This is a genomic window from Streptomyces sp. NPDC026659, assembly GCF_040638245.1.
Lineage (GTDB): Bacteria > Actinomycetota > Actinomycetes > Streptomycetales > Streptomycetaceae > Streptomyces.
The window spans coordinates 689740-710334 of the sequence record NZ_JBEZXY010000002.1 but is presented as its reverse complement, the minus strand read 5'-3'; the positions used below and the strand labels follow the sequence as shown (position 1 = coordinate 710334).

Here is a 20595-nt window from a genome sequence, read left to right as displayed (position 1 = left end):
GTCCCTCAAGGGCGCCGCGGCCGTAGTGTTGTGTCCCTAACCCCAGCCGATGAGTGACGGAGAGCGCAGGCCCCCCATGGTGCAGATCAAGACCCCCGAGCAGATCGCCAAGATGCGTGCGGCGGGGCTGGTCGTCGCCGCGATCCACGCGGCCACCCGTGAGGCGGCGGTGCCCGGCGCCACCACGCGCGACCTGGACCAGGTCGCCCGCAAGGTGCTCGACGAGCACGGCGCCAAGTCGAACTTCCTGGGCTACGGCGGCTTCCCCGCGACGATCTGCACCTCGGCCAACGAGGTCGTCGTCCACGGCATCCCCTCCGACGACGTCGTCCTCAAGGACGGCGACATCATCTCCATCGACTGCGGCGCGATCGTCGACGGCTGGCACGGCGACGCGGCGTACACGGCGTTCGTCGGTTCCGGGCACGCGCCCGAGCTGATCGAGCTGTCCCGGGTCACCGAGGAGTCGATGTGGGCGGGCATCGCGGCGATGAAGCAGGGCAACCGGCTGGTGGACATCTCCCGTGCCATCGAGACGTACATCCGCCGGCAGCCGAAGCCGGGTGGCGGGCGGTACGGGATCATCGAGGACTACGGCGGTCACGGCATCGGGACCGAGATGCACATGGACCCGCATCTGCTGAACTACGTCGAGCGGCGGCGGGGGAAGGGGCCGAAGCTGGTGCCGGGGTTCTGCCTCGCCATCGAGCCGATGGTTTCTCTGGGGACGCCGCGTACGGAGGTTCTCTCCGACGACTGGACGGTCATCACGACGGATGGCACGTGGTCCTCGCACTGGGAGCACTCTGTCGCGCTTACGGCCGAGGGGCCGTTGGTGCTCACGGCGCCTGACGGGGGTAAGGCGAAGCTTGCCGAGTACGGCGTGACCGCTGCGCCGGATCCGCTGGCCTAGGGGGCGGGCGCCGTCGTCGGCTGCGGGTGGTGCCGCTGTGCCCACCCGTTCCGCCCTGCGGAACGACTGCCCACAGCGACAGCGGCGAGCCCCCCCCACAGGCATAGTGGTGGGCCCCGGTGTGCATGATGATCTGTTGGGCAGGGCAGACTTCTGCGATTCGTGTTTTTCGGGTGCGCTGACGTAGACTGACTCGTCGGCTCTCGTGCACCCGCATGTCCTCATGCGCTCGCAGCCCGCCCTTCGGGGTAAGTGAGAGAGTCGATCAAGGTAGTCGATTCGAAGGGCGAAGCGTGGCCAAGAAGCAAGGTGCCATCGAGATCGAGGGCACTGTCGTCGAGTCTCTTCCGAACGCCATGTTCAGGGTCGAGCTCCAGAACGGCCACCAGGTTCTGGCACACATCAGCGGCAAGATGCGTATGCACTACATCCGCATCCTCCCTGACGACCGGGTCGTGGTGGAGCTGTCTCCGTACGACCTGACGCGTGGCCGGATCGTCTACCGCTACAAGTAGATCTTGCCCGCATCCCGGCAGCCGCCGGGGTGATGGCACTGACCCGGAGAACCTCACCCATGAAGGTCAAGCCGAGCGTCAAGAAGATCTGCGACAAGTGCAGGGTGATCCGCCGTCACGGCCGGGTCATGGTCATCTGCGAGAACCCGCGCCACAAGCAGCGCCAGGGCTGACGCACGACCGATCCCTCTGCACCGCAGAGATTCGCGCGACGCATAGCTGAATATGTTCATACGCAGAGCCCGAGCCATCCAGCTCGACACCCTCGGTTCGGAGGCCGAGGACCCGGTTCGTACCTAGTACGGCGGCCGGGGACCGGTTCTGTGGAAGACCTCCGAAGATCACCAGGAGCCATTGAATGGCACGCGTTTCCGGTGTTGACATCCCGCGCGAAAAGCGCGTGGAGGTCGCCCTCACCTACGTGTTCGGCATCGGCCGGACCCTGTCCCAGGAGACGCTGGCTGCGACCGGCGTCGACCCGAACACCCGCGTCCGCGACCTGAGCGAAGAGCAGCTCGTCGCGATCCGCGAGTACGTGGACGCCAACATCAAGACCGAGGGTGACCTCCGTCGCGAGATCCAGGCCGACATCCGCCGCAAGGTCGAGATCGGCTGCTACCAGGGTCTCCGTCACCGTCGTGGTCTGCCCGTCCGCGGTCAGCGCACCAGCACCAACGCCCGCACCCGCAAGGGCCCGCGTCGCGCCATCGCCGGCAAGAAGAAGCCGGGCAAGAAGTAGTCCTCAGCGGACAACGCTTCATCAGCGGTCTTCGCTGTAGGACCGACCACCTCCCCGTAGGAGTTTTAGATGCCCCCCAAGGGTCGTCAGGGCGCTGCCAAGAAGGTGCGCCGCAAGGAAAAGAAGAACGTCGCTCACGGCCACGCGCACATCAAGAGCACGTTCAACAACACGATCGTCTCCATCACGGACCCGTCGGGCAACGTGATCTCCTGGGCCTCCGCCGGCCACGTCGGCTTCAAGGGCTCCCGGAAGTCCACGCCGTTCGCCGCGCAGATGGCTGCCGAGTCGGCTGCCCGTCGCGCCCAGGAGCACGGCATGCGCAAGGTCGACGTGTTCGTGAAGGGCCCGGGTTCCGGTCGTGAGACCGCGATCCGCTCCCTGCAGGCCACGGGCCTTGAGGTCGGCTCCATCCAGGACGTCACCCCGACCCCGCACAACGGCTGCCGCCCGCCGAAGCGCCGCCGCGTCTGACGCACGGCTGCTTCTGCAGAGCTTTGGTTCCGGGCGGTACGGCACTGTAAAAGGGCCGTGCCGCCCGTACCCTTGCAGTACAAGTCGGGCGTCAAATAGTGGGCGCCCCTGACTGAAGGATCACAACATGCTGATCGCTCAGCGTCCCTCGCTGACCGAAGAGGTCGTCGACGAGTTCCGCTCCCGGTTCGTGATCGAGCCGCTGGAGCCGGGCTTCGGCTACACCCTCGGCAACTCCCTCCGCCGCACCCTCCTGTCGTCCATCCCCGGCGCCGCTGTCACCAGCATCCGCGTCGACGGCGTCCTGCACGAGTTCACCACCGTGCCGGGTGTCAAGGAAGACGTCACGGACATGATCCTCAACATCAAGCAGCTGGTCGTCTCCTCGGAGCACGACGAGCCGGTCGTGATGTACCTGCGCAAGCAGGGCCCGGGTCTGGTCACCGCCGCCGACATCGCGCCCCCGGCCGGTGTCGAGGTGCACAACCCCGACCTCGTCCTCGCCACGCTCAACGGCAAGGGCAAGCTGGAGATGGAGCTGACCGTCGAGCGCGGTCGCGGCTACGTCTCCGCCGTGCAGAACAAGCAGGTGGGCCAGGAGATCGGCCGTATCCCGGTCGACTCCATCTACTCGCCGGTTCTCAAGGTCACGTACAAGGTCGAGGCCACGCGTGTCGAGCAGCGCACCGACTTCGACAAGCTGATCGTCGACGTCGAGACCAAGCAGGCCATGCGCCCGCGCGACGCCATGGCGTCCGCCGGTAAGACCCTGGTCGAGCTGTTCGGTCTCGCCCGCGAGCTGAACATCGACGCCGAGGGCATCGACATGGGCCCGTCCCCCACGGACGCCGCCCTTGCCGCCGACCTGGCGCTGCCGATCGAGGAGCTCGAGCTCACCGTTCGGTCGTACAACTGCCTCAAGCGCGAGGGCATCCACTCCGTGGGTGAGCTCGTCGCCCGCTCCGAGGCCGACCTCCTCGACATTCGCAACTTCGGTGCGAAGTCCATCGACGAGGTCAAGGCGAAGCTGGCGGGTATGGGCCTTGCGCTCAAGGACTCGCCTCCCGGCTTCGACCCGACCGCCGCCGCCGACGCGTTCGGTGCGGACGACGACGCGGACGCCGGGTTCGTCGAGACCGAGCAGTACTGAGCGCTCCGCGGGGAGGCCGTACTGCGTCTGCGGGCCGGTTGTGGCTGGTCGCGCAGTTCCCCGCGCCCCTTCCGAGCGGGCCCCTTCGGGGCCTGCTCGGATCTTCGACGAGCAACCGCTCGCTCGGATACTGACTTCGGTACCTGACACGGCCGGGGCAGACACCTAGGAGAAACACCATGCCGAAGCCTGCCAAGGGCGCCCGTCTGGGCGGCAGTGCCGCGCACGAGAAGCTGCTGCTCGCGAACCTCGCGAAGAGCCTCTTCGAGCACGGCCGCATCACCACCACCGAGGCCAAGGCCCGCCGCCTGCGCCCGTACGCCGAGCGTCTGGTCACCAAGGCGAAGAAGGGTGACCTTCACAACCGCCGCCAGGTGCTCCAGGTCATCACGGACAAGGGCGTCGTCCACACGCTCTTCACCGAGATCGCCCCGCGCTACGAGAACCGCCCCGGTGGTTACACCCGCATCACCAAGATCGGTAACCGCCGTGGCGACAACGCGCCCATGGCCGTCATCGAGCTGGTCGAGGCCCTGACCGTCGCCCAGCAGGCGACCGGTGAGGCCGAGGCCGCCACCAAGCGTGCGGTCAAGGAGGCCGAGGAGGCCAAGGTCGAGCAGACCGAGGCCGTCGAGGCCCCCGCCGAGGAGTCCAAGGACGCCTGAGGCACTGCCTGACGCGTGAGAACGGGTCCGCCCTCCGGGGCGGGCCCGTTCTCTTGTTTTTCCATGGGCGGCGCCCTGAGAGGATTTCCCTGTGAGTGACGAAGCACAGCCCGGCCATGTCCGTATCCGCCTCGACCTGTCGTACGACGGCACCGACTTCCACGGCTGGGCCAAGCAGGCCGGCGGGAGGCGGACCGTGCAGGGGGAGATCGAGGACGCCCTCAGGACGGTCACGCGGTCGAAGGAGACGTACGAGCTGACCGTGGCCGGGCGCACGGACGCCGGGGTGCACGCGCGCGGCCAGGTCGCGCACGTCGACCTGCCCGAGGACGTGTGGGCCGAGCACCGGGAGAAGCTGCTGAAGCGGCTCGCCGGGCGGCTGTCCAAGGACGTACGGGTGTGGAGCCTGACCGAGGCGCCCCCCGGGTTCAACGCGCGCTTCTCGGCGGTCTGGCGGCGCTACGCCTACCGCGTCACCGACAACCCCGGCGGTGTCGACCCGCTGCTGCGCAACCATGTGCTGTGGCACGACTGGCCGCTCGACGTGGACGCCATGAACGAGGCCGCGCGCGTGCTGCTCGGCGAGCACGACTTCGCCGCGTACTGCAAGCGGCGCGAGGGCGCGACGACCATCCGGACGCTCCAGGAGCTGAGCCTCACGCGCGGTGCGGACGGGGTCATTACGGCGACGGTCCGCGCGGACGCGTTCTGCCACAACATGGTCCGCTCGCTGATCGGCGCGCTGCTGTTCGTCGGCGACGGGCACCGGGGACCGGAGTGGCCGGGCAAGGTACTGGCGGCCGGGGTGCGGGACTCGGCCGTGCATGTCGTACGGCCGCACGGGCTGACCCTGGAGGAGGTCGGCTACCCGGCCGACGACCTGCTGGCCGCCCGGAACAAGGAGGCCCGGAACCGCCGCTCGCTGCCGTCGACGGGGTGCTGCTGAGCCACGGGAGGCGGCGCGGGGGCCCGGGGGAGCCCCCTCGCGGCTACTTGGCGGCGGCCGACGCCTGGGCCTCGCCGCGGCGCAGGAGCTGGCGGAAGGTGAACTGCGCCAGGTCGTTGCCCGCCGAGAACACCTTGTTGTCCTTGAGGGTGACGTCCTTGCCGTTGGTGAAGCCCGCGGTGGTGAAGTAGGCGTACCGGCCGAGGGTGTTGGTCGTGGTGCGGCAGATCGCCGACTCGCAGAAGGGTTTGACGCCCTTGCCGGACAGCGAGGAGATGATGCTCTTCGTGTCGGTCTGGCCCTTGAAGGCGGTGGCCTCGGCCGCGGTGTCGAAGACGGCCACGCCCGCGGTGACCGCGACGCCGTCGTCGACGTAGCTGACCCGCATCAGACGGGTGCACTTGTTCGCGGTGAGGAGCTTCGGCAGGGTGCCGCGCGCGCCGGAGGCGCAGTTCTTCGTGTCGGCGGTGGCGCCCTTCTTGTACACCGTCTCGCCCATGGTGAGCTGGGTGCCCGGGAACAGGGTCTCGGGGCTGAGCGCGGCGGTGTCCTTCTTGGCGCTGGAGATGAAGTCCTTCGGGTCCAGCGGGGGCGGCGCGCTGGTCGGCTCGAAGGACGGCGCCGTGGCGGTGCCCGGCAGCGAGGCGCTCGGGGGCAGGGCGGAGGGGCCGCCGGCGGTGTCGTCGTCGCCCGCGTTGACGACGGCCATCGCGACGGCCGTGCCTATCGCGGCCGTGGCCAGGGCGCCGCCGACGATGAGCAGCACCTTGCGGCGCTTGCTCCGGTTCTCGGACTGGTCCGCGAGTGCGGCCCAGTCGGGAGACCCGTCGCCGCTCTTGGCGCTCCACGGCTGTTCGGATTGAGGTGTCCAGGGATCCCACTGATTCTGGGAGCCCCCCTGCCCGTAACTCATGGGGCGCATCTTAGAGGGGCCCCGAGGGTGCCGGTACGCCCGAGGGGACGGGCGCGGGAGGCGATACGGGGACCTTCCGCGCAGGGGGGAACATCTCGGCGCGCCGGGTTTTGGTTCCGGCGCGTTTTGACCCGTCCGGGGGTGCCCCGGTAGGCTGGCTCCTCGTTGTGTATTGGCTTGCTCATTCTCACGGGACGGGCCCTTACACCGGTCCACCGGGCCGATGACCAGCGATCTGCACGCGGTTGCGTCACCGCAGTGCGATCGAGGCTGTCGTGATCGTTTCGGTGACCTGTTCAGGACCATTCACTCGAAGCGAAGGCTACGAACCGTGCGTACGTACAGCCCCAAGCCCGGCGATGTGACGCGCCAGTGGCACGTCATCGACGCTCAGGACATCGTCCTGGGCCGCCTGGCCACCACCGCCGCCTCCCTGCTGCGCGGCAAGCACAAGCCGATCTACGCGCCGCACGTCGACACCGGTGACTTCGTCGTCATCATCAACGCCGACAAGGTGCACCTGTCCGGCAACAAGCGGACCCAGAAGATGGCGTACCGCCACTCCGGTTACCCGGGTGGTCTGCGCTCGGTCCGTTACGACGAGCTGCTCGACAAGAACCCCGAGAAGGCCATCGAGAAGGCCGTCAAGGGCATGCTCCCCAAGAACACCCTCGGCCGTCAGATGCTCTCGAAGCTGAAGGTCTACAAGGGCGACCAGCACCCGCACGCTGCCCAGCAGCCGGTGCCGTTCGAGATCACCCAGGTCGCGCAGTAATTCCGGCCGCCCCCTAAGACTGAACAGAATCTGAGGAGAATCGTGGCCGAGACCACTGCCGAGCAGCCGCTCGAAGAGACCGAGCTCGTCGACATCGAGAGCTACACCACCGAGACCGAGCTCCCCGTCGAGGGTGAGTACACCTCGGAGTCCGTCGCGTCCCGCTTCGGTGAGCCCCAGCCGGCCGCCGGCCTGGGCCGTCGGAAGAACGCCATCGCCCGCGTCCGGATCGTTCCGGGCACCGGCAAGTGGAAGATCAACGGTCGCACCCTCGAGGACTACTTCCCGAACAAGGTGCACCAGCAGGAAGTCAACGAGCCCTTCAAGGTGCTCGAGCTCGAGGGCCGCTACGACGTCATCGCCCGCATCGCGGGTGGCGGTGTCTCCGGCCAGGCCGGTGCGCTCCGTCTCGGTGTCGCCCGTGCGCTGAACGAGGCCGACGTGGACAACAACCGCGGCGCCCTCAAGAAGGCCGGCTTCCTCAAGCGCGACGACCGTGCGGTCGAGCGCAAGAAGGCCGGTCTGAAGAAGGCCCGTAAGGCCCCGCAGTACAGCAAGCGCTAAACAGCGGCGCTTCGCGCGTACTCCGAACGCCCCGACGGCACGCCTGTGTGCCGCCGGGGCGTTCGTTTATCTCCGTCAAGGGCGTATAACGACACAAGACGCTCAAAGGCTTGTGCGATTGGATGCTCTGGCACATGCCATGATTCCTCGCAGCAGTTGCGCTTCTTCAGGAGGACAAGTGGGACGACTCTTCGGCACCGACGGCGTGCGTGGCGTCGCCAACGCGGACCTGACGGCCGAGATGGCGCTCGGCCTGTCCGTCGCGGCGGCGCATGTGCTGGCCGAGGCGGGTACTTTCGCGGGCCATCGGCCGAAGGCGGTGGTCGGCCGCGACCCGCGGGCGTCCGGGGAGTTCCTGGAGGCGGCCGTGGTGGCCGGTCTGGCCAGTGCGGGCGTGGACGTGCTGTGTGTGGGCGTGCTGCCGACGCCCGCCGTGGCGCATCTGACCGGCGCGCTCGGCGCGGACCTCGGCGTGATGCTCTCCGCGAGCCACAACGCCATGCCGGACAACGGCGTCAAGTTCTTCGCGCGCGGCGGTCACAAGCTGGCCGACGACCTGGAGGACCGTATCGAGGCGGTCTACGATTCCCACCGCCACGGTGAGCCCTGGGAGCGGCCCACCGGTGCCGGGGTCGGCCGGGTGCGCACGTACGACGAGGGCTTCGAGACCTATGTCGCGCATCTGCTGTCGGTGCTGCCGAACCGCCTCGACGGACTGAAGATCGTCCTGGACGAGGCGCACGGCGCGGCCGCCGGTGTCTCCCCGGCCGCGTTCGCGCGGGCCGGTGCGACGGTCGTCACGATCGGCGCCGAGCCGGACGGCCTGAACATCAACGACGGCTGCGGCTCGACCCACCTGGGCCCGCTGAAGGCCGCCGTGATCGAGCACGGCGCCGACTTCGGCATCGCGCACGACGGCGACGCCGACCGCTGCCTGGCCGTGGACCACACCGGCGAGGAGGTGGACGGCGACCAGATCCTGTCCGTGCTCGCGCTGGCCATGCGCGAGCGCTCGGAGCTGCGCTCGGACACCGTGGTCGCGACCGTCATGTCGAACCTGGGCTTCAAGCTGGCCATGGAGCGGGCGGGCATCCGGCTGGTGCAGACGGGGGTCGGCGACCGCTATGTGCTGGAGGAAATGAAGCAGCACGGCTACGCGCTGGGCGGCGAGCAGTCCGGGCACGTCATCATCCTGGACCACGCGACCACCGGCGACGGCACGCTGACCGGTCTGCTCCTTGCCGCGCGGGTCGCCGAGACCGGGCGCGGGCTGCGTGAGCTGGCCTCCGTCATGGAGCGGCTGCCGCAGATCCTGATCAACGTCCCGGACGTCGACAAGTCCCGGGTCCAGACCTCGGCCGACCTCGCGGCGGCCGTCGGCGAGGCCGAGCGCGAGCTGGGCGAGACCGGCCGGGTGCTGCTGCGCCCCTCCGGCACCGAGCCGCTGGTCCGTGTGATGGTCGAGGCCGCCGACATCGACCAGGCCCGCTCGGTGGCGGGACGGCTGGCCGATGCCGTGAAGTCGGCGCTGGGTTAACTCGTGCTGCCCTTCCTGGCCCAGTACCACTTCTGGGCCAGGAGGGTCAGGACGCCCGCGAGCACGATGCCGAGCAGGTTCAGCAGGAGCTGTTCGCTGGAGCCGACGGTCTGGTTCGTGTCGCCGTAGGCCAGGGCGACGGCCGCGTTGGCGGCTGCCGGGACCGTCGTCACCGAGATGGCGACGCCGACCAGGGCACCCGACTTGGCCGAGGTCAGCGAGAGGGTGCCGGCGGCGCCCGCGAGCAGTGCGACCACGAACGAGAACGCGTCCGGCGCGTAGACGAACGCGGTGTTCGGGCGGTCGCCCTCCAGCTGCGCCTCACTGAACAGCCCGGCCGCGTCCATGAGGACGGCGAAACCGGCCGTCAGCGCCATCGCGGCGGCGAAGCCGACCAGCAGGGCGATGAGCGAGCGGGCCGCGAGCCGGGGCTTGCGCCGCACCAGAGCGGTGCTGATGCCCGCCAGTGGCCCGAACTCCGGCCCCACCGCCATCGCCCCCACGATCAGCACCGCGTTGTCCAGGACGACACCGCAGGCCGCGATCATCGTGGCGATGGCGAGGAACGCGACATAGGTGACCGAGAGGGTGGACTCCTCGTGGGTCTCCTCGACCAGGTGCTCCCACAGCACGGCGTCCGCCGCCTCGCCGGGTGCCTCCTCCTCGGCCCGGTCGGCCCGACGGGACAGCGACAGGTCGATGTCCTCCACGGCGATGGAGCCGTCGTCGTCGATGCCGAGCCGCTGGAGACCGGAGAGCAGCTCGTCGCCCGCCTCCCGTGCGACGTCGCACATCACCACGTCCCCTGCCGGGTTCCTGGCGGCACCGGGCAGCACCACCAGATGGGTGGTGCCGACGGTGTCCTCGATCAGACGTACGGCGTCGTCCGTGCGGTCGGGCGGGGTGATCAGGCGCAGATGCAGCATGGCGCCCATCCAACCGGAGCCGCTACAGCTTGCGCAGGCGGAGTCTCTGGACCGTGTGGTCGGGGCCCTTGCGCAGGACGAGGCCGGCGCGGCCGCGGGTGGGGGCGATGTTCTCGACGAGGTTCGGCTTGTTGATCGTGCGCCACAGGCCGCGCGCGTAGTCCATGGCCTCCTCCTCGGAGACCTGGGTGTACTTGCGGAAGTACGAGTCCGGGTCCTGGAAGGCGGTCTGGCGGAGCTTCTTGAAGCGGTTGAGGTACCAGCGCTCGATGTCCTCGGCGCTCGCGTCGACGTACACGCTGAAGTCGAAGTAGTCCGCGAGACCGACGCGGGTGCGGCCGTCCTTGCCGGGCAGGGCGGGCTGGAGGACGTTCAGGCCCTCGACGATCAGGATGTCCGGGCGACGGACCGTGAGCCTCTCGTCGGGGACGATGTCGTAGATCAGGTGGGAGTAGACGGGGGCGGTCACCTCGTCCTTGCCGGCCTTGATGTCGGCGACGAAGCGGGTCAGGGCGCGGCGGTCGTAGGACTCCGGGAAGCCCTTCCTGGACATCAGGCCGCGCGCCTGGAGCTCCTTGGTCGGGAGCAGGAAGCCGTCCGTGGTGACCAGCTCGACGCGGGGGTGCTCGGGCCAGCGGGACAGCAGGGCCTGGAGGAGACGGGCCACGGTGGACTTGCCGACCGCGACGGAGCCCGCGACGCCTATCACGAAGGGCGTCCCGGACTGGGAGCCCTTCTCGCCGAGAAAGGTGTTCAGCGCCCCCCTGAGGCCGTCGGTGGCGCCGACGTAGAGATTCAGCAGGCGCGAGAGCGGCAGATAGATGTCCCGCACCTCGTCGAGGTCGATCACATCGCCCAGCCCGCGCAGCTTCTCCACCTCCTCGGCGGTGAGCGGCAGCGGCGTCTTGTCGCGCAGGGCGCTCCATTCGGCACGGGTGAGGTCGACATAGGGAGTCGCCTCCGGCCGGTGCCGGTGGGCGCTCCTCGGGAACTCGGAGACCGGTGAGATCACATTCCATTGTTAACGGAGTTTGAACGGGGCAGGGAGGTGGGGTCGGTCACGTCGGGCGGATGAAGGGTGTGAGCGTCCTGTGTGGCAGGGTCGAAGGTTGTCCGGAGACGGCAGGGCAACCGTTCCTCCTGCCTGGCTGTCATGTGAGCGTGAGTTCGCACAGCACGGACGCAGAGACTGGTACTGAAACGGTGGATGGATGACCCTGAGGGATGACACGGCGGTGGCCGAAAAGACCGACGAGCGAAGCGCTGAGGAGACCGCCACCGCAGATGTCCGGGTGTCCCAGGCGCCCTCGGCACAGAAGGAGGCCGCCCCCGCCCGCCGCAAGGGGCGGCTGGCCGCGCTGGACGGGCTGCGGTTCCTGGCCGCGGTCGCGGTGGTGGTCTTCCACTTCACCGGCCAGGTCCCGGCGACCATGGAGCACATCTGGGGGCGCCCGTACCAGGCGGTCTTCCCCGACTCGCACCGCTATCTGGCCTACGGCCGGCTCGGTGTCGACCTGTTCTTCCTCATCAGTGGCTTCGTCATCTGCATGAGCGCGTGGGGCCGGTCCCCGCGGGACTTCTTCATATCCCGCGTCACCCGGCTCTACCCGATGTACTGGATCGGCGTGCTGGTGTCGGCGGCCGTCATCTACCTGTTCCACTCCCCGGTGGGGAACCCCAACCCGCGGGTGCTCTTCGCCAACCTCACGATGCTTCAGAAGCCGCTGGGCGTGCCCAACCTGGACGCGGTGTACTGGACGCTCTGGCCCGAGCTCTGCTTCTACCTGACCTTCTCGATCGTGGTGTGGATGGGCCTGACCTACACCCGGGTGGCGGTCTTCTGCGGCATCTGGACGGTCGCCGCGGTGCTCGCGCCGGCCGCTCACCTTCCCCTGATGACGGTCCTGGTCAACCCGACCTCCGCGCCGTACTTCATCGCGGGCATGGCCTTCTACCTGATGTACCGGTTCCGTCCGACCCCGCTGCTGTGGGGGATCGTCCTCATGTCGTGGCTGCTGGCGATGCACTTCGTCCTGACCCCGCACGGCGGCCGCCTCAACTGGGCCACCTGGCACCCGTGGCGGGGCTGGCTGGTGCTGGCGATCTCGGGCTGCTTCGCGCTGATCGCCGCCATCGCGCTCGGCTGGACCAGCCGCATCCAGTGGCGGTGGCTGAGCGTCGCGGGCACGCTGACCTTCCCGCTGTACCTGCTGCACGACGTGATCGGCCTGACCATCGTCCACCACTTCGGCGACCGGATCGACCCCCGTGTCCTGGTCGTGTCGACGGTGGCCGGACTGGTCGTGCTGTCCTACGTGGTGCACCGGCTCGTCGAGCGCCCGATCGCGCTGTACATGCGGCGCTGGCTGAACAGCGCCTCCTTCGGTCTGGAGGCACCTGCCACGCGCCGGGGCTGAACACTCCGACGCCGGGCACGGAGGCGCACCGCGGACGGATTGCCGTCCACGCGGTGCGCCTCCGCCTTGTGGCGGACGAGGAGCCCTCGCGGAGATCACATGATCGTCACGGTCCGGAGCCGGATGGTCATCGGATGATCATCTGTGGGGTATCTGTGATTAAAGTGCGAGGCAACTGTGCGTAAAGCGCAGGCCATTGCCGCGGGTTCCTTCCGCAGGCCCGAAGAGAGAGTCCCCACGTGAGTACCACTGCCGCCCGCCGTGCCGGTCTCGTCGCTGCTTCCGCCGCCCTCGCTCTGCTCGCCACCGCCTGTGGCGGCTCCGACGACGGGGCCAAGGGTGCGGAGGGCAAGGGAGACTCGACCGCCTCCGCCTCCGCCTCCGCCTCCGTGGCCGCCGCTCCGGTGGCCAAGCCGCTGACCGCCGCCGAGCTGGAGAAGGCCGCGCTGGCCCAGGCGGACGTCAAGAAGGGCAAGGTCCCCGCCAAGCTCGCGGCGACGGACGACATCGCCAAGGAGCGGGTCAAGGCGGACAACGCGGCCTGCCTGCCGCTGGCCTACGCCCAGGCCGGTGTGGCGCAGGGTGAGCCCGTGGCGACGGTCAAGCGGTCCTGGATGGGCGACGCGAAGCCGCCGGTCGCCGGTGCCAAGATCGAGGACGCGCTGGTGGCCTCGCTCGACAAGGAGAAGATGGTGGTCAACCTCGCCTCCTACAAGGACGGTGGCGCCGAGGAGGCGCTGAAGGGCCTGACCGCGGCCGCCGGGAAGTGCGCCGGCGGCTTCACGGCCACCGTGGACGGTGAGAAGGCCACGTACACCAAGGCCGCCGTCGCCCGCGCGCCGCAGGGTGGCGACGAGGGTGCCGCGATCACCCTGACCCTGGACGCCGGGGACGGTGTGAAGGCTCCGGTCAAGCTCGTCGCCCTCCGCAAGGGCGCCACGCTCGCGACCTTCAGTGTCATGAACTTCGCCTCCGCGGCCACGGGCAAGGACTTCACGGTCCCGGCCGACGCGATCGCGGCACAGATGGGCAAGCTGGGCTGAATCGCCCCCTCGGTGTTCCCGCCGGTGCTTCGTGCACCGGTGGGAATTTCCGAATTCGGGCACAGAGAGCCCGTTTTTGACAGCTGACGGACCGTAGGCTGCCGCGCATGTGCGGAATCGTGGGTTACGTGGGAGCGCGTTCGGCGCTCGAAGTCGTGATGGCGGGTCTGAAGCGGCTGGAGTACCGGGGGTACGACTCCGCCGGGGTCGCGGTGCTCGCGGACGGGGGACTGGCGTCGGCCAAGAAGGCCGGGAAGCTGGTCAACCTGGAGAAGGAGCTGGCCGAACGGCCGCTTCCGGCCGGGACGACCGGCATCGGGCACACCCGGTGGGCGACGCACGGCGGCCCGACGGACGCCAACGCGCACCCGCACCTGGACAACGCGGGCCGGGTGGCCGTCGTGCACAACGGCATCATCGAGAACTTCGCGGCGCTGCGGGCCGAACTCGCCGAGCGCGGGCACGAACTGGCCTCCGAGACCGACACCGAGGTCGTCGCGCACCTGCTGGCCGAGGAGTACTCCGCGACCGCCGACCTCGCCGAGGCGATGCGGCTGGTGTGCCGCCGTCTGGAGGGCGCCTTCACGCTGGTCGCCGTGCACGCCGACGCCCCGGACGTGGTCGTCGGCGCGCGCCGCAACTCCCCGCTGGTGGTGGGCGTCGGGGACGGCGAGGCGTTCCTCGCCTCCGACGTCGCCGCGTTCATCGCGCACACCCGGGACGCCATCGAGCTGGGCCAGGACCAGGTCGTCGAACTGCGCCGCGAGGGCGTGACGGTGACCGGCTTCGACGGCTCCCCGGCCGAGGTCCGCGCCTTCCACGTCGACTGGGACGTCTCGGCCGCCGAGAAGGGCGGCTACGACTACTTCATGCTCAAGGAGATCGCCGAGCAGCCGAAGGCCGTCGCCGACACGCTGCTGGGCCGCGTCGACCCGTCCGGCTCGCTCACCCTGGACGAGGTGCGCATCGACGCGGCCGAGCTGCGCGAGGTCGACAAGGTCGTCATCGTCGCCTGCGGTACGGCCTTCCACGCGGGCCTGATCGCCAAGTACGCCATCGAGCACTGGACCCGCATCCCCTGCGAGGTCGAGCTGGCGAGCGAGTTCCGCTACCGCGACCCGATCCTGGACGGCCGCTCCCTGGTCATCGCGATCTCCCAGTCCGGCGAGACCATGGACACGCTGATGGCGCTCCGGCACGCCCGCGAGCAGGGCTCCAAGGTGCTGGCCATCTGCAACACCAACGGCTCCACCATCCCGCGCGAGTCGGACGCGGTGCTCTACACGCACGCCGGTCCCGAGGTCGCCGTCGCCTCCACCAAGGCGTTCCTGACCCAGCTGGTCGCCTGCTACCTCGTCGCCCTCTATCTGGGCCAGGTGCGCGGCACCAAGTGGGGCGACGAGATCCGCGCGGTCGTACGCGACCTGTCCCGGATCTCCGGCGAGGTGGAGCGGGTCCTCGAAACCATGGAGCCAGTACGGGAGTTGGCCCGCTCCCTGGCGGACCACGACACGGTCCTCTTCCTCGGCCGCCATGTGGGCTACCCGGTCGCCCTCGAAGGCGCCCTCAAGCTCAAGGAACTCGCCTACATGCACGCCGAGGGTTTCGCGGCGGGCGAGCTGAAGCACGGTCCGATCGCGCTGATCGAGAAGGACCTCCCGGTGGTCGTGGTCGTACCCTCACCGCGCGGCCGCTCCGTCCTGCACGACAAGATCGTCTCCAACATCCAGGAGATCCGCGCCCGGGGCGCCCGCACCATCGTCATCGCCGACGAGGACGACGACGCGGTGGTCCCGTACGCCGACCACCTCATCCGCGTCCCGGCCACGCCCACCCTGCTCCAGCCCCTGGTCGCCACGGTCCCGCTCCAGGTCTTCGCCTGCGAACTGGCCGCCGCCCGCGGCAACGAGGTCGACCAGCCGAGGAACCTCGCGAAGTCGGTGACGGTGGAATAGTCCGGCAGAAACGCCCCTTAGGCTCCTCGCATGGGCATTGTCGGGGTCGGGATCGATGTGGCCGAGATCGAGCGGTTCCGGGCGGCTCTGCAGCGCACGCCCGGGCTTGCCGACCGGCTGTTCGTGGCGGGGGAGTTGCTGCTGCCGGGCGGTGAGCGGCGCGGGATCGCCTCCCTGGCGGCGCGGTTCGCGGCCAAGGAGGCGCTGGCCAAGGCGCTGGGCGCGCCGTCCGGGCTGCTCTGGGTGGACGCCGAGGTGTACGTCGAGGACAGCGGGCAGCCTCGGCTGCGGGTCAAGGGCACGGTGGCCGCCCGCGCGGCCGAGCTGGGCGTCAGGTCCTGGCACGTCTCCCTCAGCCACGACGCGGGTGTCGCCTCGGCCGTGGTCATCGCCGAGAACTGATCCACCCGGGTGCGCGGGGCCGCGCTCGCGGGGCAGACTCGAAGACATGCGTACGGCGTACAGCGTGGAAACGGTACGGGCGGCCGAGCGGGCCCTGATGGCACGGCTGCCCGAGGGCACCCTCATGCAGCGGGCGGCGGCCGGTCTCGCCGCGGCCTCGGCGGAGTTCCTGGGGCGGCTGCGCGGCAGCCGGGTGGTGCTGCTCGTCGGCAGCGGCGACAACGGCGGCGACGCGCTGTACGCCGGGGCCCGGCTGGCCCGGCGCGGCGCGGGCGTCACCGCCGTACTCCTCTCACCCGACCGGGCGCACACGGGCGGACTCCAGGCGCTGCGAAGGGCGGGGGGCGGCGTCGTCACAGACCCCGGGGACGCCGTCAAGGCCGTCGAGCGGGCCGGTCTCGTCCTCGACGGCATCGTCGGCATCGGCGGCAAGGGCGGGCTGCGCCCCGACGCCCGGCGGCTGGTGGAGGCCGCCGAGCGGGCGCGGGCCGGGATCGTCGCCGTCGACCTGCCCAGCGGGGTGGACGCGGACACCGGTGAGGTGCGCGGCGCGGCCGTGCGCGCCGATCTGACGGTCACCTTCGGGGCGTACAAGCCGGGCCTGCTGATCGACCCCGGGCACGAGTACGCGGGAGCGGTCCGCCTCGTCGGGATCGGGCTCGAACTGCCGCCGGAACCGGCCGTGGAGGCCCTGCAGCACGCGGACGTGGCCCGGCTGCTGCCGGTGCCCTCGGCGGAGAGCGACAAGTACCGGCGCGGGGTGCTCGGCGTCGCCGCCGGGTCCGCGCGCTACCCCGGCGCGGCCGTGCTCGCCGTCTCCGGCGCGCTGCGCGGGGGCGCGGGCGCCGTGCGGTACGTCGGACCGGCCGGGGACGCGGTGATCGCCCGGTTCCCCGAGACGCTCGTCTCCGACCAGGGCCCCGACCACGCGGGCCGCGTGCAGGCATGGGTGACCGGACCCGGCGCCGGGGACGACGCGGCCACCGTCGCCAAGGTGCTCGGCGCGGACGTACCGGTCCTGCTGGACGCCGACGGACTCCGGCTCGCGGACCGGGACGCGGTACGCGGGCGGAGCGCACCGACCCTGATGACCCCTCACGCGGGCGAGGCCGCCGCCCTGCTGGGCGTACGCCGCGAGGAGGTCGAGGCGAACCGGCTCGCCTCGGTGCGCGAACTGGCGGCCGTCTACCGGGCGACGGTCCTGCTCAAGGGCTCGACCACACTGATCGCCGCTCCCGACGGCGGCCCGGTCCGCGTCAACCCCACCGGCACCGCCTGGCTCGCCACCGCCGGCAGCGGCGACGTCCTCTCCGGACTCACCGGCTCGCTGCTCGCGTCCGGCCTTTCCCCGCTGGACGCGGGCAGCGTGGGCGCCTATCTGCATGGCCTCGCCGGGCGGTTCGCCTCGCGGGGCGCGCCGATCGCCGCCATGGACATCTCCGACCGGCTGCCGGAGGCGTGGCGGGACGTACGGCGGGAGCTTGACCGGGACTGAGCCCCATCGGCATGGGTGGGCATCCGGGGGACGCGCACCCGGGACAGGACCGCCGAGGAGTGCTTCCGGGGGCCGGGCGGTGCCTCTGAGAGACTGGGGGCGCCATGAACGAGACAGCAGCTGTGCCGACGGCGCCCCTGCGCGCCCGCGCCGAGATCGATCTGGGTGCCCTGCGCGCCAACGTACGGGCACTCCGCGCCCGGTTGAAGGGCGCGGCCCTGATGGCCGTCGTCAAGTCGGACGCGTACGGCCACGGCGCGGTGCCCTGCGCCCGCGCGGCCCTCGCGGCCGGGGCGACCTGGCTGGGCACCGCCACGCCCGAGGAGGCCCTCGCGCTGCGCGCGGCCGGGCTGCCGGGTCGGATCATGTGCTGGCTCTGGGTGCCCGGCGGCCCCTGGCGCCAGGCGATCGAGGCCGACCTCGACGTGTCGGTCAGCGGGATGTGGGCCCTGCGCGAGGTCACCGAGGCCGCCCGCGCGGCGGGCCGTACCGCCCGTGTGCAGCTCAAGGCCGACACCGGCCTCGGCCGCAACGGCTGCCAGCCCGCCGACTGGCCCGAACTGGTCGCCGAGGCGCTGAAGGCCGAGTCCGCCGGGCTGATCAAGGTCACCGGGCTGTGGTCCCACTTCGCCTGCGCCGACGAGCCGGGCCACCCCTCCATCACCGCCCAGCTCGACCGCTTCCGCGAGATGACCGCGTACGCCGAGGAGCAGGGCCTGCGCCCCGAGGTGCGGCACATCGCCAACTCCCCGGCCACGCTGACCCTTCCGGAGAGCCACTTCGACCTGGTGCGCACCGGCATCGCGATGTACGGCGTCTCGCCGAGCCCGGAGATCGGCACCCCGGCCGACTTCGGACTGCGCCCGGTGATGAGGCTGCGCGCCTCGCTGGCCCTGGTCAAGCGGGTGCCCGGCGGCCACGGCATCAGCTACGGCCACCACTACACGACCCCCGGCGAGACGACCCTCGGCCTCGTCCCGGTCGGCTACGCGGACGGCATTCCCCGGCACGCCTCGGGCACCGGCCCCGTGCTGGTCGAGGGCAAGTGGCGCACTGTCGCGGGCCGGGTCGCGATGGACCAGTTCGTGGTCGACCTCGGCGGCGACGAGCCCGAGCCGGGCACGGACGCGGTGCTGTTCGGCCCCGGCGACGCGGGCGAGCCCACCGCCGAGGACTGGGCACAGGCGTGCGGCACGATCGCGTACGAGATCGTCACCCGCATCGGCACCCGTGTGCCCCGCGTGCACCTGAACGGGGAAGAAGGGGAATAACCACCCTGCCGGGCCGGGCAGTTGAGCCCCGTGGCGCCCTGGGTGAGTCCTGTCCCCCTTTTTTCGTTTTTACGAACATGAGTACGGCGAAGATCTGAGCACGGCGGTACGGCGAGGAGGAGCGGTACGTGAGCGAGAGCAGTGCGGAGGGCGTGGCCGGGGCCGTCGCCGCGGTCTCCGCCGCCGGGGAGGCGGCGGGGAGCTGGCGCCGGGCGACCGGTCTCGCCGGGGCCGCGATAGGCGTCCTCGCCGCGGGCGCCGCCGCCGGGGTGGCCATCGAGCGCATGACGGTCGGACGCGGGATGCGCCGCAAGGCCCAGCTCGCCCTGGACTCGGCGGGCCCCTACGGCACCCTGCGCGGAACCCCCGGCAAGGCCATGGCGGACGACGGCACGGAGCTGTACTACGAGGTCGACGACATCGAGCCCGACCCCGGTCCGAACGTCTCCCCGCGCCGCCGCAGGCTCTTCGGCCGCAAGGCCCCCGCCCCCGTGACCGTCGTCTTCTGCCACGGCTACTGCCTCGGCCAGGACTCCTGGCACTTCCAGCGGGCCGCCCTGCGCGGCGTCGTCCGCACCGTCCACTGGGACCAGCGCAGCCACGGCCGCTCCGGGCGGGGTGTGGCCCAGACTCGTGACGGCGTGCCCGTCACCATCGACCAGCTCGGCCGCGACCTGAAGGCGGTGCTCGACGCGGCCGTGCCCGAGGGTCCGATCGTGCTGGTCGGCCACTCCATGGGCGGCATGACGGTGATGGCGCTCGCCGCACAGTTCCCGGAGCTGATCCGGGACCGCGTCGTCGCCACCGCGTTCGTCGGGACCTCCTCCGGGCGGCTCGGCGAGGTCAACTTCGGCCTCCCGCTGGCCGGGGTCAACGCGGTGCGCCGCGTCCTGCCGGGCGTGCTGAAGGCGCTCGGACAGCAGGCGGAGCTGGTGGAGAAGGGGCGCCGGGCCACCGCCGAGTTGTTCGCCGGGGTGATCAAGCGGTACTCGTTCGCGGGGCGGGACATCGACCCGGCCATCGCGCGGTTCGCGGAGCGGATGATCGAGTCCACGCCGATCGACGTGGTCGCCGAGTTCTACCCGGCCTTCACCGACCACGACAAGACCGAGGCGCTGGCCGCCTTCCGGGACATCCCGGTGCTCGTGCTCGCCGGGGTACGGGACCTGGTGACGCCGAGCGAGCACAGCGAGGCGATGGCGGACCTGCTGCCGGAGGCCGAGCTGGTGCTCGTGCCGGACGCCGGGCACCTGGTGATGCTGGAGCATCCGGAGGTCGTCACCGACCGGCTCGCGGACCTGCTCACCCGCGCGGGAGCGGTACCGGCAGGGGCTACCGTAAGTGCCTATGGAAGAGGCAGCAGCACCGCACAGCCCGGCTGAGATCCGGCTCACCGTCACCTCCCCCGAGCAGATGCGCCGGCTCGGCCTCCACCTGGCCGGGCTGCTGCGCGCGGGCGATCTCGTGATGCTCAGCGGGGAGCTGGGCGCGGGCAAGACCACGCTGACCCGAGGGCTCGGCGAGGGGCTCGGGGTGCGCGGCGCGGTCACCTCGCCGACCTTCGTGATCGCGCGGGTCCACCCCTCCCTGGTGGACGGGCCGCCACTGGTCCACGTCGACGCCTACCGCCTCGCCGGCGGCCTCGACGAGATGGAGGACCTCGACCTCGACGTGTCGCTGCCCGAGTCGGTGATCGTCGTGGAGTGGGGCGAGGGCAAGGTCGAGGAGCTGACCGACGACCGCCTGGAGGTCCTGATCGACCGCGCGGTCGGGGACACCACCGACGAGGTACGGCACGTGACGGTGACCGGGCTCGGCAAGCGGTGGGCGGAGACCGACCTGGGCGCGCTGGAGGGCTGAGGCGCCGAGGGGTGCCGAAGGGCGGGGCCGCCGCG

The 20595-nt window shown here is 70.6% G+C and carries 22 protein-coding genes; 19 read left to right on the top strand and 3 right to left on the bottom strand.

Annotated features, from left to right (window positions below):
- Positions 1-76 precede the first annotated feature (76 nt).
- The 8 genes from map (at position 77) to truA (ending at position 5402) form a co-directional block, all read left to right on the top strand.
- Entirely contained in the window at positions 77-913 is an 837-nt protein-coding gene (map, locus tag AB0E91_RS07825) for a type I methionyl aminopeptidase (RefSeq protein WP_361777374.1), read from the top strand.
- Between the two features lie 293 nt (positions 914-1206).
- Positions 1207-1428 carry a translation initiation factor IF-1 gene (gene infA, locus AB0E91_RS07820; RefSeq protein WP_004927214.1) on the top strand — a complete coding sequence of 74 codons (222 nt, stop codon included), beginning with the start codon at positions 1207-1209 and terminating at the stop codon, positions 1426-1428.
- Positions 1429-1487: 59 nt separating this feature from the next.
- Complete coding sequence (gene rpmJ / locus AB0E91_RS07815; protein ID WP_003998809.1) at positions 1488-1601, top strand: 50S ribosomal protein L36; 114 nt, start codon at positions 1488-1490, stop codon at positions 1599-1601.
- Positions 1602-1786: 185 nt separating this feature from the next.
- Positions 1787-2167, top strand: a complete 381-nt coding sequence (gene rpsM / locus AB0E91_RS07810; RefSeq protein WP_020132619.1) for a 30S ribosomal protein S13 — start codon at positions 1787-1789, stop codon at positions 2165-2167.
- Between the two features lie 69 nt (positions 2168-2236).
- On the top strand, positions 2237-2641 hold the full coding sequence (rpsK, locus tag AB0E91_RS07805) for a 30S ribosomal protein S11 (protein WP_003956432.1): 405 nt from the start codon (positions 2237-2239) through the stop codon (positions 2639-2641).
- A 127-nt stretch (positions 2642-2768) separates the two neighbouring features.
- A complete protein-coding gene (locus tag AB0E91_RS07800; RefSeq protein ID WP_161182732.1) occupies positions 2769-3791 on the top strand; it encodes a DNA-directed RNA polymerase subunit alpha in 1023 nt (340 codons plus the stop codon).
- A 179-nt stretch (positions 3792-3970) separates the two neighbouring features.
- Positions 3971-4456, top strand: a complete 486-nt coding sequence (gene rplQ, locus AB0E91_RS07795) for a 50S ribosomal protein L17 (protein ID WP_018543923.1) — start codon at positions 3971-3973, stop codon at positions 4454-4456.
- 91 nt (positions 4457-4547) lie between these two features.
- Positions 4548-5402 carry a tRNA pseudouridine(38-40) synthase TruA gene (truA, locus tag AB0E91_RS07790; protein ID WP_361776784.1) on the top strand — a complete coding sequence of 285 codons (855 nt, stop codon included), beginning with the start codon at positions 4548-4550 and terminating at the stop codon, positions 5400-5402.
- Positions 5403-5445: 43 nt separating this feature from the next.
- Here the strand turns inward: truA and AB0E91_RS07785 are convergent, their stop codons facing one another.
- Positions 5446-6315 (bottom strand): hypothetical protein, encoded by an 870-nt coding sequence (locus AB0E91_RS07785; RefSeq protein WP_361776781.1) that lies wholly within the window; start codon positions 6313-6315, stop codon positions 5446-5448.
- 331 nt (positions 6316-6646) lie between these two features.
- Between AB0E91_RS07785 and rplM the strand changes: the two genes are divergently transcribed.
- From rplM to glmM, 3 genes are all read left to right on the top strand, one after another.
- The gene (rplM, locus tag AB0E91_RS07780; protein ID WP_053748093.1) at positions 6647-7090 is read left to right on the top strand and encodes a 50S ribosomal protein L13; all 444 of its coding nucleotides are present in this window, start codon (positions 6647-6649) and stop codon (positions 7088-7090) included.
- A gap of 42 nt (positions 7091-7132) precedes the next feature.
- Positions 7133-7654: a 30S ribosomal protein S9 gene (rpsI, locus tag AB0E91_RS07775; RefSeq protein ID WP_161178976.1), complete on the top strand. Its 522-nt coding sequence runs from the start codon at positions 7133-7135 to the stop codon at positions 7652-7654.
- A 178-nt stretch (positions 7655-7832) separates the two neighbouring features.
- Positions 7833-9191: a phosphoglucosamine mutase gene (glmM, locus tag AB0E91_RS07770; protein ID WP_361776776.1), complete on the top strand. Its 1359-nt coding sequence runs from the start codon at positions 7833-7835 to the stop codon at positions 9189-9191.
- Here glmM and AB0E91_RS07765 read toward each other — a convergent pair.
- Positions 9188-10117 carry a DUF389 domain-containing protein gene (locus tag AB0E91_RS07765; RefSeq protein WP_361776773.1) on the bottom strand — a complete coding sequence of 310 codons (930 nt, stop codon included), beginning with the start codon at positions 10115-10117 and terminating at the stop codon, positions 9188-9190. The two genes, glmM and AB0E91_RS07765, sit on opposite strands and share 4 nt — an antisense overlap.
- A gap of 22 nt (positions 10118-10139) precedes the next feature.
- A complete protein-coding gene (coaA, locus tag AB0E91_RS07760) occupies positions 10140-11129 on the bottom strand; it encodes a type I pantothenate kinase (RefSeq protein ID WP_361776770.1) in 990 nt (329 codons plus the stop codon).
- A 199-nt stretch (positions 11130-11328) separates the two neighbouring features.
- On the opposite strand from coaA, the gene AB0E91_RS07755 reads away from it, so the two are divergent.
- From AB0E91_RS07755 to tsaE, 8 genes are all read left to right on the top strand, one after another.
- Entirely contained in the window at positions 11329-12534 is a 1206-nt protein-coding gene (locus AB0E91_RS07755; RefSeq protein WP_361776767.1) for an acyltransferase, read from the top strand.
- Positions 12535-12773: 239 nt separating this feature from the next.
- The gene (locus AB0E91_RS07750; RefSeq protein ID WP_361776764.1) at positions 12774-13577 is read left to right on the top strand and encodes a hypothetical protein; all 804 of its coding nucleotides are present in this window, start codon (positions 12774-12776) and stop codon (positions 13575-13577) included.
- A gap of 107 nt (positions 13578-13684) precedes the next feature.
- On the top strand, positions 13685-15532 hold the full coding sequence (glmS, locus tag AB0E91_RS07745) for a glutamine--fructose-6-phosphate transaminase (isomerizing) (RefSeq protein ID WP_361776761.1): 1848 nt from the start codon (positions 13685-13687) through the stop codon (positions 15530-15532).
- 30 nt (positions 15533-15562) lie between these two features.
- Positions 15563-15934 (top strand): holo-ACP synthase, encoded by a 372-nt coding sequence (locus AB0E91_RS07740; protein ID WP_161178984.1) that lies wholly within the window; start codon positions 15563-15565, stop codon positions 15932-15934.
- Positions 15935-15980: 46 nt separating this feature from the next.
- Positions 15981-17429: an NAD(P)H-hydrate dehydratase gene (locus AB0E91_RS07735; protein ID WP_361776756.1), complete on the top strand. Its 1449-nt coding sequence runs from the start codon at positions 15981-15983 to the stop codon at positions 17427-17429.
- 104 nt (positions 17430-17533) lie between these two features.
- The gene (gene alr / locus AB0E91_RS07730) at positions 17534-18700 is read left to right on the top strand and encodes an alanine racemase (protein ID WP_361776754.1); all 1167 of its coding nucleotides are present in this window, start codon (positions 17534-17536) and stop codon (positions 18698-18700) included.
- A 128-nt stretch (positions 18701-18828) separates the two neighbouring features.
- Complete coding sequence (locus tag AB0E91_RS07725; RefSeq protein WP_361776751.1) at positions 18829-20082, top strand: alpha/beta hydrolase; 1254 nt, start codon at positions 18829-18831, stop codon at positions 20080-20082.
- The gene (gene tsaE, locus AB0E91_RS07720) at positions 20048-20560 is read left to right on the top strand and encodes a tRNA (adenosine(37)-N6)-threonylcarbamoyltransferase complex ATPase subunit type 1 TsaE (protein WP_361776748.1); all 513 of its coding nucleotides are present in this window, start codon (positions 20048-20050) and stop codon (positions 20558-20560) included. The genes AB0E91_RS07725 and tsaE overlap by 35 nt, the downstream gene beginning before the upstream one ends.
- Positions 20561-20595: the final 35 nt, after the last annotated feature.